This window comes from Vibrio sp. A8-1 (genome assembly GCF_013048685.1).
GTDB classification, from domain to species: domain Bacteria; phylum Pseudomonadota; class Gammaproteobacteria; order Enterobacterales; family Vibrionaceae; genus Vibrio; species Vibrio metschnikovii.
In genome coordinates this window covers 18,225-34,099 of record NZ_VHTC01000007.1, presented here as the reverse complement: position 1 = coordinate 34,099, position 15,875 = coordinate 18,225, and the positions used below count along the sequence as shown (strand labels likewise).

General features: G+C 46.8%; 14 protein-coding genes. 9 read left to right on the top strand and 5 right to left on the bottom strand.

The genetic code is table 11. From position 1 onward, the window contains the following. The first annotated feature begins 30 nt into the window (after positions 1-30). A complete protein-coding gene (locus tag FKN93_RS05430) occupies positions 31-930 on the top strand; it encodes a LysR family transcriptional regulator (protein ID WP_170904648.1) in 900 nt (299 codons plus the stop codon). A gap of 93 nt (positions 931-1,023) precedes the next feature. On the opposite strand, the gene FKN93_RS05425 is transcribed toward FKN93_RS05430, so the two are convergent. Then, a complete protein-coding gene (locus tag FKN93_RS05425) occupies positions 1,024-2,238 on the bottom strand; it encodes a pyridoxal phosphate-dependent aminotransferase (protein ID WP_004395561.1) in 1,215 nt (404 codons plus the stop codon). A gap of 300 nt (positions 2,239-2,538) precedes the next feature. On the opposite strand from FKN93_RS05425, the gene FKN93_RS05420 reads away from it, so the two are divergent. The 6 genes from FKN93_RS05420 (at position 2,539) to menE (ending at position 9,815) form a co-directional block, all read left to right on the top strand. Then, the gene (locus FKN93_RS05420; RefSeq protein ID WP_170904647.1) at positions 2,539-3,849 is read left to right on the top strand and encodes an isochorismate synthase MenF; all 1,311 of its coding nucleotides are present in this window, start codon (positions 2,539-2,541) and stop codon (positions 3,847-3,849) included. Further along, positions 3,846-5,558, top strand: coding sequence for a 2-succinyl-5-enolpyruvyl-6-hydroxy-3-cyclohexene-1-carboxylic-acid synthase (menD, locus tag FKN93_RS05415; RefSeq protein WP_170904646.1), 1,713 nt, complete (start codon positions 3,846-3,848; stop codon positions 5,556-5,558). The genes FKN93_RS05420 and menD overlap by 4 nt, the downstream gene beginning before the upstream one ends. Continuing rightward, positions 5,548-6,363: a 2-succinyl-6-hydroxy-2,4-cyclohexadiene-1-carboxylate synthase gene (menH, locus tag FKN93_RS05410; protein ID WP_212755124.1), complete on the top strand. Its 816-nt coding sequence runs from the start codon at positions 5,548-5,550 to the stop codon at positions 6,361-6,363. The genes menD and menH overlap by 11 nt, the downstream gene beginning before the upstream one ends. 34 nt (positions 6,364-6,397) lie before the next feature. Beyond that, positions 6,398-7,264: a 1,4-dihydroxy-2-naphthoyl-CoA synthase gene (gene menB / locus FKN93_RS05405; protein ID WP_158138198.1), complete on the top strand. Its 867-nt coding sequence runs from the start codon at positions 6,398-6,400 to the stop codon at positions 7,262-7,264. A gap of 89 nt (positions 7,265-7,353) precedes the next feature. Further along, positions 7,354-8,343 carry an o-succinylbenzoate synthase gene (gene menC / locus FKN93_RS05400; protein WP_170904645.1) on the top strand — a complete coding sequence of 330 codons (990 nt, stop codon included), beginning with the start codon at positions 7,354-7,356 and terminating at the stop codon, positions 8,341-8,343. After that, the gene (gene menE / locus FKN93_RS05395; protein WP_170904644.1) at positions 8,343-9,815 is read left to right on the top strand and encodes an o-succinylbenzoate--CoA ligase; all 1,473 of its coding nucleotides are present in this window, start codon (positions 8,343-8,345) and stop codon (positions 9,813-9,815) included. Before menC ends, menE begins: the two co-directional genes overlap by 1 nt. Before the next feature lie 5 nt (positions 9,816-9,820). Here menE and FKN93_RS05390 read toward each other — a convergent pair whose 3' ends face one another. After that, on the bottom strand, positions 9,821-11,692 hold the full coding sequence (locus FKN93_RS05390; RefSeq protein ID WP_170904643.1) for an MFS transporter: 1,872 nt from the start codon (positions 11,690-11,692) through the stop codon (positions 9,821-9,823). Positions 11,693-11,708: 16 nt separating this feature from the next. Beyond that, positions 11,709-12,299: a TetR-like C-terminal domain-containing protein gene (locus tag FKN93_RS05385; RefSeq protein ID WP_170904642.1), complete on the bottom strand. Its 591-nt coding sequence runs from the start codon at positions 12,297-12,299 to the stop codon at positions 11,709-11,711. A gap of 198 nt (positions 12,300-12,497) precedes the next feature. Here FKN93_RS05385 and FKN93_RS05380 point away from each other — a divergent pair, with 198 nt between their 5' ends. Further along, entirely contained in the window at positions 12,498-13,367 is an 870-nt protein-coding gene (locus FKN93_RS05380; RefSeq protein ID WP_170904641.1) for a TIM44-like domain-containing protein, read from the top strand. Positions 13,368-13,471: 104 nt separating this feature from the next. Next, positions 13,472-13,792 carry a DUF1244 domain-containing protein gene (locus FKN93_RS05375; RefSeq protein ID WP_154168545.1) on the top strand — a complete coding sequence of 107 codons (321 nt, stop codon included), beginning with the start codon at positions 13,472-13,474 and terminating at the stop codon, positions 13,790-13,792. Between the two features lie 73 nt (positions 13,793-13,865). Here FKN93_RS05375 and FKN93_RS05370 read toward each other — a convergent pair whose 3' ends face one another. Both FKN93_RS05370 and FKN93_RS05365 read right to left on the bottom strand, forming a co-directional pair. Continuing rightward, the gene (locus FKN93_RS05370; protein WP_161425767.1) at positions 13,866-14,354 is read right to left on the bottom strand and encodes a copper resistance protein NlpE; all 489 of its coding nucleotides are present in this window, start codon (positions 14,352-14,354) and stop codon (positions 13,866-13,868) included. 369 nt (positions 14,355-14,723) lie between these two features. Beyond that, entirely contained in the window at positions 14,724-15,791 is a 1,068-nt protein-coding gene (locus tag FKN93_RS05365; RefSeq protein ID WP_158138206.1) for a PLP-dependent cysteine synthase family protein, read from the bottom strand. Between the last annotated feature and the right edge of the window lie 84 nt (positions 15,792-15,875).

The window sequence follows — 15,875 nt, the reverse complement described above, 5'->3', positions numbered from 1 at the left end:
TTACAATCCCACCTTATGGGACTAAGTGCGATGCTTGATAAGATTGATCCGCAGTGGTTAACCAGTTTTCACTGTGTTTATGAACACAACAGTTTTAAACGGGCTGCAGAATTTTTAGGGTTACCGACATCCAACGTCAGCCGTCATATTGCGTTATTGGAGGAGCGATTAGATACTCGATTATTTACCAGAACCACACGCCGAATTGCTTCAACAGATGCTGGAGAGCATCTTTATTTGTGTACGCAGCCATTGCTGGATAAGCTTAATCAGGCTCTTGAAGAGGTCGCTCAGCATTCTCATGCCGTTGTGGGAGAATTGAAGATTTTAATGCCAGATTCGCCAGCTTTAGCCGAGGCCGTGGTTTCTTTTTGTAACCAGTATCCGTCAGTTTCATTATGTTGCGATACCAGTATCAATCCGAAAGAGGATTTATTGGACGGTTTTGATATTGTGTTAAGTTTTCAGCGGGGAAAACTTGAAGACAATAGTTGGGTAGCTAGGGAAATTCAACGCTGGCCAAGTGCTGTGGTGGCCTCCCCCAAAATCCTACAACGTTTTCCCAGACCTTTTCAGCTTGCCGATTTGAAACAGGTTCCCTGTATCAATAGTTTTACTGTATTGCATGGCAACCCGTGGATATTTAAAAATGCTAAAGGTCAGTTGATTACGCAAAAAGTAGCGTCTTCGTTTAAGGTCAACAGCGGACATCTTGCAAAAACAGCGGCTATTTCTGGTTTAGGTTTTGCGATATTACCTAGGGCATTTTGCCAAGCAGAGATACAAGCTGGCATGTTAGAGGTCATCGAGATGGAATATCAGCCTGACGATCTCGTGCTGTATGCTTTTTATGCTTCCCGCCGGCATTTAGCGAAAAAAATTCCGATCTTCATTGAACATCTAAAATATCACGCCAGTCTCGTTGCTTGAGAGGTAAACAAACCTGCTATATTGGCTTATTAAGAAATGAGCGCAGGATGATTCACTGCGCTCAAGACGGTTTGCGGTATTATAGGTGAAAATCTATTGACTATAAGTACTTAAAAAACGTTCGAAGCGGCCGATGGCGACTTCCAAATCCTCAACGTGCGGTAAGGTTACGATGCGGAAATGATCCGGCTTTGGCCAGTTAAAGCCAGTGCCTTGCACCAGTAGTACTTTTTCTTGGATCAAGAAGTCTAAAATCATTTTTTGATCGTCTTTGATACTGTATTTTTTGGTATCAATTTTCGGGAATAAGTACATCGCCCCTTTGGGTTTCACACACGAGACACCAGGGATTTGGTTGATCAGTTCCCAAGCGCGATCGCGCTGCTCCAACAAACGGCCACCAGGTAAGATAAGCTCATTAATACTTTGATAACCACCAAGGGCGGTTTGAATCGCATGCTGCATCGGCACGTTAGCGCATAAACGCATCGAGGCGAGCATATCAAGGCCGGCGATATAGCCTTCGGCTTGATGCTTAGGGCCAGTTAAGAACATCCAACCACCACGAAAACCACATACGCGATAAGCTTTTGATAAGCCGTTGAATGTTACCACTAATACATCTTCGGTTAGTGTTGCGACTGAAGTGTGTACGGCACCATCGTAGAGAACTTTATCGTAAATCTCATCAGCAAAAATCATCAACTTATGTTGACGAGCAATCTCAATCACTTCCAGCAAGAAGTCTCGGCTGTACACTGCGCCGGTCGGGTTGTTGGGGTTGATGAGAACAATGCCACGAGTTTTAGGGGTGATTTTCTTTCTAATATCATCCAGATCCGGATACCAATCGGCTTGTTCATCACACAGATAATGCACCGCAGTGCCGCCAGAGAGAGCCACCGCAGCGGTCCATAATGGATAATCTGGAGCTGGGACTAGCATTTCATCGCCGTTGTTGAGTAACGCTTGCATTGACATGACGATCAGTTCAGACGCGCCATTACCAATGTAGACATCTTCGACATCGAGGCTGCGAATACCGCGTTTTTGGTAATACTGAACCACCGCTTTACGAGCGGAGTAGATCCCTTTTGAATCACAATAACCTTGGGAAGTAGGGAGGTTGCGGATCACATCAACTAAAATTTCATCTGGGGCATCGAAGCCAAACGGGGCCGGGTTGCCGATATTGAGCTTTAGTATTTTATGCCCTTCTTCTTCCATGCGTTTAGCATGTTTGAGTACTGGACCTCGAATGTCGTAGCAGACATTATCGAGTTTTGACGACATCCCGATATTTTGCATTGTAAAATTCCTGAAATTTATTAAAAAACTTTATTAAACCAGTCTAGATTGCCTTTTTTAAGAATATAAATCTATAGCTAAGGGGTTTTCGTGACGATATTCTTTAGGGCTGAGGATTAGCGATATCAGTTCAGTAGATGCCTTGATGGGTTTTAATGGCCCACAGTAATGTTAAATAGTTAAATAGATCCCTTCAGAGGCGGGAGAAGGTCAAAAAAGAGCAGTCGCAACCTTGATTTACGCTAACGCTGTCAATAGAGTAGCCGCTGTTAATCGAATCTCATAGTCGACGAGGTCGCTTTGTCTCATTTTCATCAAGCCATTGCTCGGTTGATAGAGCAAATCAAGAACGCAAAGGATAACGACGTTCGTTTTGTCCAAACATTAATAGGACCACCGCCTTTTGCATTGATCGATTGGCTTGAAGCCCAGCCTCTATTTCCCAAATTTTATTGGCAGTCTCGTGATGGACGCGAAGAGGTGGTGGCTGTTGGTCAATTGTATACCTTTACCGAACCGGCCCCTGCTTATGCGATATTAGGCGATAATCAGCGCGTTTGGGGTGGGCGCTCGTTTGATGGTCAGACCGATAAAAATCGGCGTTGTATGTCATCGTTTTTTTTCTTACCGCAAGTGGAAATTATCCGTTTTGATCAGCATTGGAGCGTAGCTGCCAATTTTATCGCCCAAGATCGCCAGCGTACGTTAGCCACCTTAACGAAGTTACACGTCGATGTTGACGAATTATCGCGCTTACACAGTCAAGTGTTAGACGTTGAACATCTGCCTAGTCCAATCGATTGGAACCAATTAGTCGGTCAGGCATTGGCGGCGATTGAGCAGCAGCAGTTCAAAAAAGTGGTGTTGGCTCGCCAAACGCGTTTAACCCTTGATAACCCAATCAGCGCTGCGCAATTACTCAAAGCCAGTATTGCTGATAACCAACGCAGTTTTCATTTTTTATTAGCTCTAGACAGCAAACACAGTTTTATCGGCTCAACACCAGAGCGTCTATACTGTCGCCAAGGGCAAGAGTTACAAACGGAAGCTTTGGCCGGAACCATTGGCCGTGGCGATACGGCTGAGCAGGATCAACAACTGGCGGATTGGCTCATTCATGACGGTAAAAACCTCAATGAAAACCAATATGTGGTGGATGATATTATTGAGCGTTTAACGCCTTTGGCTGAGCAGGTTGAAGTGGAAAGCAACGCGCAGTTACTGACGCTGCGTCAAGTACAGCATTTAAAGCGTGATATTGTCGCGCAGCTCAAGCCAAGCGTGAATGGGGTGCAGCTACTAAGCGCGCTACAACCAACCGCTGCCGTCGCGGGATTGCCTCGCCAACCTGCGTTAGATTTTATCACCGAACATGAACCGTTTGCTCGCGGTTGGTACGCGGGTTCGATGGGCTATTTTAGTCATCAACAAGCGCAATTTTGTGTCGCTATCCGTAGTGCGTTGGTGGTGGACAATTGTGTTCAGCTTTATGCGGGTGCCGGCATTGTACCGGGCTCTATCGCTGAGCATGAATGGCAAGAGCTGGATAAAAAAATGTCCACCTTACTCAGTTTGATCACCAATCAACCACCATTAGGGACCGCCTTATGAATCAAGACCAAGCATTACTGAATCGAATTTGGTCGCAGACTCTATTAGAAGAGTTGACTCGCTTTGGCGTTACTCAAGTGTGTATCGCGCCCGGTTCGCGTTCGACGCCACTGACTTTAGAAGCCGCGGCTAATCAACAACTGCAAATCCATACTCACTTTGATGAGCGTGGTCTAGGATTTTTAGCCCTCGGTTTAGCCAAAGCCAGTCAAGCCCCCGTGGCGGTGATTGTCACTTCCGGCACCGCCGTGGCTAATTTACTCCCGGCGATTGCTGAGTCGAAATTGACCGGAGAAAAACTGATTGTGTTAACCGCCGATCGTCCGCGAGAGCTAGTGGATTGTGGGGCTAATCAGGCGATCGTACAAAATAATATTTATGGCTCGCATGTGACTCAAGCTATTGATTTGCCAAGCCCAACCTTGCGTTTACCATTATCTTGGTTATTAACCACACTGGATGATGCTTTGCATCAGCAAGCGATGTTTGGCGGCTCGGTTCATATTAACTGTCCCTATCCAGAACCGCTTTATTCCAGCCATGAGCGTGAGTTATACGCCGACTATCTCGCGACGGTTGATGAATGGCGTCAAGGTCAGCAGCCTTACAGCCAACGTTATCAAACCCTGAGCGCATCACTGCCAAGTGATAACGCACTGTTAAGCCAAAAAGGGTTAGTGATCATTGGCTCGCTACCGTTAGTTCAAGCTCAGGCAGCATTAAGCTTTGCCGAGCAACTTGGTTGGCCTGTGCTGTGCGATCCTCAATCTGGGGTGAGCAGCGAATGGGCCCACTACGATTTATGGCTACAAAATAGCACGGCAAGGGCGCTGCTGAGTGAATGCCAGCATGTGGTTCAATTTGGCGCTCGAATCGTTTCCAAACGTTTAAGCCAGTGGTTAGAACAACAACTGATAAAGACTAACTGTAATTACACCTATGTTAGCCCACAAGTCGCGCGCAATAACCCTAGCCATGCGGCGCAGCAGCATTGGCTGTGCGATGCTCTATCTTGGGTTGAGCATCAATTGGCTAAGCAGCACCCATTGCAAACCCTACATGCTGGTTGGGCTGATGAGCTGAAAGCGTATGCCTCAAGCATTGCCCAGCTTGCAAAGCTGCATCTATCGCAACCTCAGTTGAGTGAAGTGGCGGTGGCTTTGGATCTCACCGAGCGTGGCGCTGCCAGTACTCTGTTTATTGGTAATAGTTTGATCGTGCGTTTAGTGGATATGTTCAGTGAGCTCAAACAGCGTGAGGTATTTTCCAACCGCGGCGCATCAGGGATTGATGGACTGGTGGCGACGGCTGCAGGGGTTCAGCGGGCATTGAATAAGCCGATGTTGATGCTGCTCGGTGATACCTCACTCTTATATGATCTCAATTCGTTAGCTTTAGTTCGCACGCCACCACAGCCGCTGGTGATTGTGGTGATCAATAACGATGGCGGCGCAATTTTTGATTTATTACCTGTCCCCGACGATCAGCGCTCGGCATTATATCAGATGCCACATGGCTTAAATTTCGAGTTTGCGGCTAAGCAATTTGCCCTCGATTATCAAGCCCCAGAAACCCTAGTGACTTATCAACAAGCCATTGATCAGCACTTAAACGCCGGAAAAGGGACGTTAGTGATTGAGGTGATAACCCCATCACAACAAGCCGCTGAACATCTTAAGCAACTGATATCACAAATTCATGCTTTATAGTCAGTGGTTAGCGAAGATTGAGCCGATTCAACCAGCACAGAATAACCCTGTGCAGCCGGTGGTGGTTTTTCTGCATGGTTTTTTGGGCTCAAGTCAAGATTGGCAAATGGTTGTCGAGCGGCTGCGTGGCGCGTATTCGCTACTATTGATTGATTTACCGGGACACGGTCAGAGTCACCATCTTGGTTGCAGCGATTTTGCCGATGCTTGTCAGCAGATAGCGCAAGTTGTCACCGCTCATTGCCCACCGACAACGCCTATCTGGTTGGTTGGCTACTCACTGGGGGCAAGATTGGCAATGCTGGGTTGCACTCAGGGCTGGTTTGACGCGCTCAATATTCAAGGCTTAGTCATTGAAGGCGGTCACTTTGGGCTGACGGATGAGCAGGAAAGAAATGCCCGCTGGCAGCACGACCAACATTGGGCCGCGCGCTTTGCTCACCAACCGATTGCTCAAGTTCTCAGCGATTGGTATCAACAAGCGGTATTTTCTTCACTGAATCATGAGCAAAGACAAACCTTAGTCACATTACGTAGTGATAACCTTGGTCCTGCGGTTGCAGGCATGTTGCTCGCCACCTCTCTTGCCCGTCAGCCGGATTCGTTGCCTAAGCTGCAATGTCTGCCGTTTTCGGTCTATTATGTGTGTGGGCAAAACGATGCCAAGTTTTACCAGCTTGCCCAGCAAAGTGATTTGCACTACCACGTTGTTGAGCAGGCTGGACACAATGTTCACCATGAACAACCGCAAGCTTTTGCTCAACTGATGATTGAGTTAATGGCATGTAGCAACGCTGAACGTTAATTATAAACCTAGACAATAACAGTGGAAATTCACCATGGCTAAAACAGTAGGCATTTCAGAACAAGAACTCTATGCTCCCGTTGAATGGCAAGATTGCAGCGGCGATTATCAAGATATTCACTATCACAAATCGGCTGATGGCATTGCAAAAATCACCATTGCACGTCCGCAGGTGCGTAATGCGTTTCGCCCACTGACCGTGAAAGAAATGATCCATGCTTTAGCCGATGCACGCTACGATGAGGGTGTTGGGGTGATCATTTTAACCGGTCTTGGTGAAAAAGCATTTTGCTCTGGGGGCGATCAAAAAATTCGTGGCGATTACGGCGGTTATCAAGACGATAGTGGTACTCATCATCTCAATGTATTGGATTTTCAGCGTCAAATTCGCACTTGTCCTAAGCCGGTGATTGCTTCTGTTGCCGGTTGGGCTGTTGGTGGTGGGCATGTATTACATATGATGTGTGATTTAACCATTGCTGCCGACAATGCTCAGTTTGGTCAAACTGGCCCTAAAGTTGGCTCGTTCGATGGTGGCTGGGGCGCATCGTATATGGCGCGGATCGTTGGGCAGAAGAAAGCGCGGGAAATTTGGTTCCTATGCCGTTTTTACGATGCGCAAGAAGCCTTAGATATGGGCTTAGTCAATACCGTCGTCGCGGTTGAAGATTTAGAAAAAGAGACTGTGCGTTGGTGCCGTGAAGTGCTGCAACACAGTCCAATGGCGCTGCGTTGCTTAAAAGCGGCGCTGAATGCCGACTGTGATGGGCAAGCGGGTCTGCAAGAGTTAGCGGGCAATGCGACCATGCTGTTCTACATGACCGAAGAAGGGCAAGAGGGCCGCAACGCGTTTAATGAAAAACGTCGTCCAGACTTTAATAAATTCCCCCGCAACCCGTAATTCATCGCTTTAGCTCTATCTCTTATCGGTCATATTGGATCCGATGAGGGATAGACGTCTTCCACCGCATTTAACTAAAAGGATCCATCATGCGCAGTGCCAAGCTTTATCAATATCAATTACCCATGGATAGCGGCGTGATCCTTCGTGAGCAAAAATTGACTCAACGTGAAGGATTTATTGTTGAACTAGAGCAAGATGGGAAAATGGGTCGCGGAGAGATTGCGCCATTGATAGGCTTTAGCCGCGAGTCTTTGCAAGAAGCAGGAGCGCTAGCGAAAGAGCAATTAGCCTTGTGGGTACAAGGGAAAGAGGGCCATATCGATAATGGTTTTCCTTCGGTGGCGTTTGGCTTATCGATGGCGCAGATGGAGCTGGCAGGCGAGCTTAGTCCAGAGGGGCAATATCATAGTGCGCCATTGTGTAGTGGCGATCCTGATGAGTTGATCCCGTTACTTAACGCTATGCCAGGTCAGAAAGTTGCCAAAGTTAAAGTGGGTCTCTATGAGCCGATCCGCGATGGCATGCTGGTGAATTTGTTTTTAGAGTCGATGCCAGATCTGCAATTGCGGCTTGATGCCAATCAAGCATGGAGTAAAGAGAAAGCGGCTAAATTTGCTCAATATGTCTCGCCTTCGGTGCGCGGCAGGATAGCGTTTTTAGAAGAGCCTTGTCGCTCACCAAGCGATAGCCTTGCTTTTGCGATTGATAGCGGGATTGCCATAGCGTGGGATGAAACCCTACAACATGCGGTGCAGCAAGCGGATTTTCAGTTAGAAGATTTAACCGGAGCCAAAGCGATCGTGATTAAACCGACACTGATTGGCTCAGTGCAACGTTGCCAAGCTCTGATTGAAAAAGCGCGCAGTTTGGGCATTCAAGCGGTGATCAGCTCGAGTTTAGAATCAAGCTTAGGTTTAACTCAGCTTGCTCGGTTATCCCATTGGTTGTTGCCAGAGACCATCCCCGGTTTAGATACGATCGGTTTATTTAAAGCCCAGCTAGAAACCCCTTGGCCGGGCTGCGCCTTACCAATCCACAGCTTAGATCAACAAACACTTGTGTGGCAATCCGCTTAATGAATACTCCTTGGCGACAGTGGCAGCAGCGCGATCCGCAGCGTATTGCGTTGCTGCTTGAGCAGCAAACACTCAGTTGGCAGCAAGTGACCGAACAAGTGGATCAGTACGCCGCCGCACTGAAGCTGGCCGGTTTACGGTCTGGTGATGTGTTAACTTTGGTGGGTAAAAATCAGCCATCAATGTTGTGGTGGCTATTAGCCGCGATGCAGCAAGGGGTGATGTGTGCCATCACTATGCCGCAGCCCGCTGCGCAACTGACAGAAAAACTCACTCGTCTGTATGGCTCTCAGCCTGCTTGGTTATGGTTATCACCATCACTCAACGCCTTGAGCGATGAATTGAAAGCATCTTATCGATCACCACTGCAACTGATTGAGCCGCCTAGCGATCAAGTCTTTTCAAGCGCGGGTTCTTCAATCGCGGTATTAGATAGAGATGGAGATAGAGATGGAGATGGAGGAGTTGCTTGCTCTGCCGCTTATGCGTTGGATAATCTGGCGACGCTTATTTTTACCTCTGGTTCCATGGGCGTCCCTAAAGCGGTGGCTCATACCCATCGTCAGCATTTTGCTTCTGCTGAGGGCTTATTAGCACGGTTTGCGTTTAGCGAGCAAGATACTTGGCTACTCAGTTTGCCCCTTTATCATGTCTCTGGACTGGCGATTGTTTATCGCTGGCTCGCGGTCGGCGGCTGTTTAAAACTGGGTACGGGTCAATTACTCGAGGATATTCAGCAGGTCAGCCATGCTTCTTTGGTGGTGACGCAACTGCAACGACTGTTAGCCAGCCAACAACCCCTCAGCTTAAGCCATGTTTTATTGGGTGGCAGTCATATTCCACTGACCCTCGCTCAGCAAGCGGCTCAGCAAGGGATTGAAACTTGGATTGGTTATGGGATGACGGAAGCGGCGTCTACGGTGACTGCCAAACCGGTAGATGAGACAGCGAGTGCTGGCCAAGTGCTACCGAAACGGCAAGTGAAAGTAGTCGATAGACGAATTTGGATAGCAGGGGAAACCCTCGCCAGTGGTTATTATCAACACGGGACGATTACACCATTAACTAATCAACAAGGCTGGTTTGATAGTGGTGATCTGGGGGCGTGGTATGGCGATGAACTGTGCATTATTGGCCGCGCGGATAACTTGTTTATCTCAGGCGGAGAAAATATTCACTGTGAAGAAATTGAAACCGTGTTAGCTCGTCATCCGCAGATTGAATTGGCGGTAGTTGTCCCCGTGCAAGACGCCGAATTTGGCGCGCGCAGTATTGCCGTGCTGCGTTGTCATTCATTACCCGATCAAAAGCAACTTGGTGAATGGTTGGCCGATAAGCTGGAAAAATTCAAACATCCCATCGCTTACTGGCAACTGCCTGACACTCTGACTGAGAGTGGTATCAAGATTTCACGCCAAGCGGTCAAGAACTGGTTTGCCGATCAGCAAAGTCGCTATACACCACTAGACTAGACCTATCAGCGCCAATCCCCACGTAGCTGAGCGACTTTTTGTTGCATCAATTCGGTGTTGGCCTGTCCACTGCTCACCGCTTCACCGGCTTCAATCTCGATTTTGCCGCGCAATTTACGAGGCAGGCTACAACAAGCACGGCCCTTGTAACGGCTAAAAAAGCTGCCCCATAAGCCTTTAATGGCCATCGGGATCACCGGTACTGGGCTGCGTTTTAAAATCACGTCTATTCCGCGCATAAAAGGAGCGATCTCACCATCACTGGTTAGGCGACCTTCGGGGAAAATACACACCAAATGGCCTTCTTGCAGCGCTTGATCGACTTCAGCAAAGGCGCGGCGAATCGAACTGCGTTTATTGGCACAAATCGGGATCACCCCAGCTCGATTGAGTAACGGCCTTAAGATAGGAATATTCGCGTAATCTTCTTCCATAACAAAGCGGATCAAACGTGGGCAAACCGCGCTGAGCAATAACGCGTCCATATAACTGACATGATTACAGACAATCAGCGCGCCGCCTTGCTCAGGCAGATGGTGTAAATTTTTGTGCTTCATTCGATAAATGCTGTGGGTTAAGGCCCACACCACCAAGCGCAGCACAAAAATAGGTACTTGTAAGAACAGGTAAGTTGTTACTAACACATTGAGCACGGCAAGTAGAATAAACAGCTGCACAATAGTTAATTCAAGTAGGCTTAAGCAGACAATACCGAGTAGTGCGCTGCCCACCATAAATAGCGCGTTATAGATATTTAACGCCGCGATGACTTGTGCTCGTTCAGTGACTTTGGCTCTTTGCTGAAGCAGAGCATAAAGTGGCACAATAAAAATACCGCCAGAGACGCCCAATAACAGTAAATAACTAAACAGGGGCCATAGAGCTTGGTGGCTAATAAAATCACTAAATTGTGTAAAAGGAGGTAAAACAGCGGGAACGCTGGCGGCCATCAGATAGCCAAATAAGCTAATACCTAAACTGCCGAGTGGTACCAGTCCGACTTCGATTCGATGGTTAGAGAGTTTATCACAGGTGAGTGAGCCTATCGCAATCCCAACAGAGAATAAGGCCAGCAAAAATGACACCGCGCTTTCGGTGCCACCAAGAAACAGTTTAGTGAAATTTGGAAACTGGGTGAGATAAGTCGCGCCTAGAAACCAAAACCAACTGATCGCCATGATCGATTGAAAAATGGTTCTGTCTTGTTTGGCAATCGCCAGCGTAGTGCGGGTATGCTGAACAGGACGAAAAGTAAACACCAAGTTTGGATCGCTGGCTGGGGCGATAGGAATAGAGCGACTAGCAAGATAGCCGAGTAGGGCGAAAAGGATAACCGCTCCGGCGGCAATATAATGAGCATGATTGAGCGAAGCGATAACGCCAGCGCCAATGGTACCGAGTAATATAGCGAGAAAGGTGCCTGTTTCCACTAATGCATTGCCCTGAACCAGTTCATTGGTTTTTAATTGTTGAGGCAGCAGCGCGTATTTGACCGGACCAAAAAACGCCGATTGGGTGCCCATTAAAAACAGCATAAACAGTAGAAGACCATAGCTTTGGGTGATAAAACCTATCGCACCAATACACATAATGGCGATTTCAAACAGTTTTACGCGGCGGATAAACCACGATTTTTCGAACTTATCGGCTAGTACCCCCGCTGAAGCAGAGAACAAGAAAAACGGCAGCACGAACAGACCAGCAGCAAGGTTAATAAATAGGTGACTGGAGATGGATAACGTATCCACAGCGGCAAAAGCCACAAACAGCAACAACACGTTTTTAAAGATATTATCGTTAAATGCGCCAAAAAACTGGGTGATAAAATAGGGAAGAAAACGTCGTTGTGTTAACAATGAAGATTGAGAGCTGTGCATGGTTTTGCCTTAATGGTTACCAGTTCGCCAAATATTGGCTCAGTAAATCTTCAATCAATGCTTTACCATCGACCGGCTCAGCGGTAAAAAATTTATCATCAATACTCAGTAACGTAATACCATGCACGCCAGCCCATAAAACGCGACTCGTGCGTAATACTTGTTGTGCACTACGGTGAGGGGCAATGACTTGTAACAGCGACTCTAGCATGGTAGTCATGCCGTTGATTCGTTCTGCTTGCCATTCTGGAAGATCTTCGCCATTCATATTGTGTTCAAAAATCAACTGCCAGCGGTAGGGGTGCTTTTGAGCAAAGTCATGATAACAGTAGGCTAGTTTATACAGCGCTTTTTTAGGGTCTGCGCATTTTTTTACGGCTAACTTAGATTCTGAAGCCAGCTCATCGAGCGTTTGTGCAACAACATGTAAAAGCAGCAAGTTATAGCTACCAAACACATTGACCAAGGTGCTTGGCACATAACCTATCATACTGGCGATTTTTCTTAGGCTAAGTTCATGATAAGAGTGCTTGCTTAAGAAAGCTTTACTGGCTTTTAAAGTAAGAGAGATCAACTCTTCGCGAGTATGATCGTTGCGTCTGGCCATAAGTTGTTGTTAAACCGCATAATCAAAAAAGAACAATGTTCGATATTCTAGAGAGTGTCTGGGAGAGCGTCAACTCAATAAGGCTGCAATATTCTGATACATGTCAGTCAGGCAAAAGGTTTGCTTAGCGTCTTGAAGTGACTATCATGACAAAGAATAAAAGCCTTTTGTACCTAATGACATCCCCTGAGGAAATATATGAAGCGTTTGTTTTCTTTTATGGCGTTACTGATGATCACTGTCATGGTGATTCCTGATGCTGAAGCTCGACGGATGGGCGGTGGTAAATCGTTTGGTCAGAACCATCGAACCGCGCCTGCACAAAATCATCAACAACAACAAGCGACTCCGCAACGTCAGCAAAATAATCAGCAACCTGCTGCGACCAACAGTCGCGGAGGTTTAATGGGCGGCCTGATGGGTGGCTTACTCGCCGGCGGCCTACTGGCTGCGTTTTTTGGTGGTGCCTTTGAAGGTATCCAATTTATGGATATTTTGGTCTTCGGTCTGATAGGATTTGCACTCTTTAAGCTTGCTCGTCATTTTCTGGCAGGTAAGCAGGGTAGCCTTAATCCTCGTCAGCCAGCTTATAACACCAATGTACATCGCCAAAGTTTTGAGCAAGCTCCGGAGCAGGAATTTAAACCAGCAGCGAGTTCTGGGTTTGGTTCAACCATGCATAACGATGTGCCCCATAACTACCCACCTGGTTTTGATAAAATCGCTTTCATTAATGGTTCACGTGAGCACTACCGTATTTTGCAAGGTGCTTGGAACCATAACCAGCTTGAGACGATTGAGGAGTACGTGTCTGAAAGTTTATTCGCTGATCTGAAAGCTGAGCGAGAAAAGTTGGATCAACAGCCACAAACTGAAGTCATGTATGTCGATGCAGAGATTGTTCGTTCCGATTACGATGATCGTAAAGCGCAACTGAGTCTACAATTTACGGGTCGATGCCGCGACTTGGGTTCTGAAACCGAAGAAGAAATTTTAGATATTTGGCATTTAGAGCGTGATTTAACGCAACCTAACGCGCCATGGTTAATTGTTGGTATTCAAGGCTGATTGATATCAGCGTTGGATGATTGATGAACGCCCAAGCTTGTCTTGGGCGTTTTGCTATCTTGAGATAAGCTAATGCTACCGCTCACTATTAAAAAGGAAACATCATGTCAGAAGCGAACATTCAACACTTAACTCAAGAACAACAAGATAAAATCGATGCGGCAGTCTTTCGTCGTCTGTTAGCGCATTTAGATAATAATAAGGACGTTCAGAATATTGACCTGATGATCTTGGCTGGTTTTTGTCGTAACTGTTTTTGTAAATGGTATCAAGCGGAAGCTGAGACGATAGGGGTTGAAATGGATATTGATAAGGCGCGTGAGCGGATTTATGGCATGAGCTATGATGAGTGGAAAGCTAACTATCAATTACCGGCAACACCAGAGCAAGCGGCGGCTTTTGCCGCACGCCAGCAAAATTCTTAATGTTGGTATTATCCCCAAACACTCTATTTTCAGGTGGTTGGGGATAAGTGAAAAGCATTTATCGAAGCAACGGCTATTGTTTTTTAAGATTATACAAAGACGCTAAATCGCCAGTAATTCTCTCGCCATTACTGTCTAATTTCATCAACATGTTTTCACCGACAAAGTATTGATTGGGCGCATCCGATTCCCCGTCTAAGGTGATGACGCTGCCATTGTTTTCCCAGTGGAATTTTCCTTGAGAGACAAATGGAGCTGCTTGCTCTTTACCTTGATAAACTTGAGTAAGTTGATAGGTCAGATCATCATTTAAGACCAAGGTATACTCAATGCCGGCACAATCCGCACAAGGGAGTACGCCTTGATAGGTCCCTTGCCAATCTAAGCTATTGTAAGCGGTATGCTCACTCTTAAATGCTTCATCCATCACGGCTTCATCATCATTAACATCGATGGTCACGGGAGCGGTTTGTGACTCTACAGGGGCAGAGGCTTGCTGTTGATTATCACAGCCAGCCAACACTAAGGTCAGTGCACTGACGACAAAAAGAGATTTTTTGATCATATTCTATACCTTCAATTGAAACGGACGTTGTGATAGCCACCGGCCTTATCTATGAGCCGTTCGACGATAGTGTAAAGTCGTTGGTGACTGAGGTCGTTATTATTCATCAAATGAACGTTAACCGCGTCAGATAGGCGTCATGTTTTCGACATTCGCTGTCAGAGAACGGTCATCGTTAAAACAAAATCCACATAATCAATAGCTTGATGTTATCCCCTTCCTACTTGAAGCTGCAGCGGTGTTAGCTACGTTCGTTCATCCTAATCACATAGTCTGTCTATATTCATGGGGACTCACTTACCGCCAACCTGCAACTCCAAGTCGTTTGGAGATAGATCTATTAATTTTCAATCGTCAAGGATAGCTTTAATCCAGTTGGCCTGTAAGCTGAAACGCTTCTAACTTCGAGGTGTAAGGTGATAAGTCACCAATATTATTCGCTAGCCACTCTGGGTTGTAATAAGTATCCAAATAACGCTCACCACTGTCGCATAATAAGGTCACAATTGAGCCTTGTTCACCGCGCTGTTTCATCTCACTGGCTAATTGAAGTGCGCCATAAAGGTTGGTTCCGGTTGATGCGCCGGCTTTTCTTCCCACGATCTTTTCTAACCAATGAATGGTAGCGATACTGGCCGCATCTGGGATTTGTCTCATCTCATCAACCACATTGGGAATAAAACTCGGTTCGACACGTGGCCGGCCAATGCCTTCAATTTTACTGCCGCACTGAAGGGTTAACTCACTATTGCGCGTTTGGTAATAATCGAAGAATACCGAGTTTTCTGGGTCGACGACGCACAGCTTAGTATTATGTTGCTGATAACGGATAAAACGGCCAATGGTGGCGGAAGTCCCGCCGGTTCCCGGGCTCATCACAATCCAACTTGGAATGGGATGATCTTCCCGTTGCATTTGCTGAAAAATACTATCGGCGATATTACTGTTACCACGCCAATCGGTGGCTCGCTCAGCATAAGTAAATTGATCCATATAATGACCGTTTAACGCTTGCGCTAAGCGGCGAGACTCAGCATAAATTTGATCGCTGCGATCGACTAAATGTGCTTTGCCACCATAAAACTCAATTTGTTCGATTTTCTTACGCGCGGTGCATTTCGGCATCACCGCAATAAAAGGCAGGCCCAATAAGCGGGCAAAATAGGCCTCAGAAATCGCGGTGCTGCCAGAAGAGGCTTCAATAATTGGCGTATCTGGACCAACCCAGCCATTACATATCGCGTACAAAAACAGCGAGCGAGCCAAGCGGTGTTTGAGCGAGCCAGTGGGGTGCGTGCTCTCATCTTTAAGATAAAGATCAATCCCCGCAATGCTAGGCAGATCGAGCTTAATTAAATGGGTATCAGCCGAGCGTTGAAAATCGGCTTCGATTTTACGAATCGCGTTATTAATCCATTGATGGTCGGTACACATGGTGGCGTTCTCACAGTAATGACGAGCAATTGCTCATGAGTTAATGCTGATAATGTACGTTGTGTGAGGGAGAAAAACTTGGTT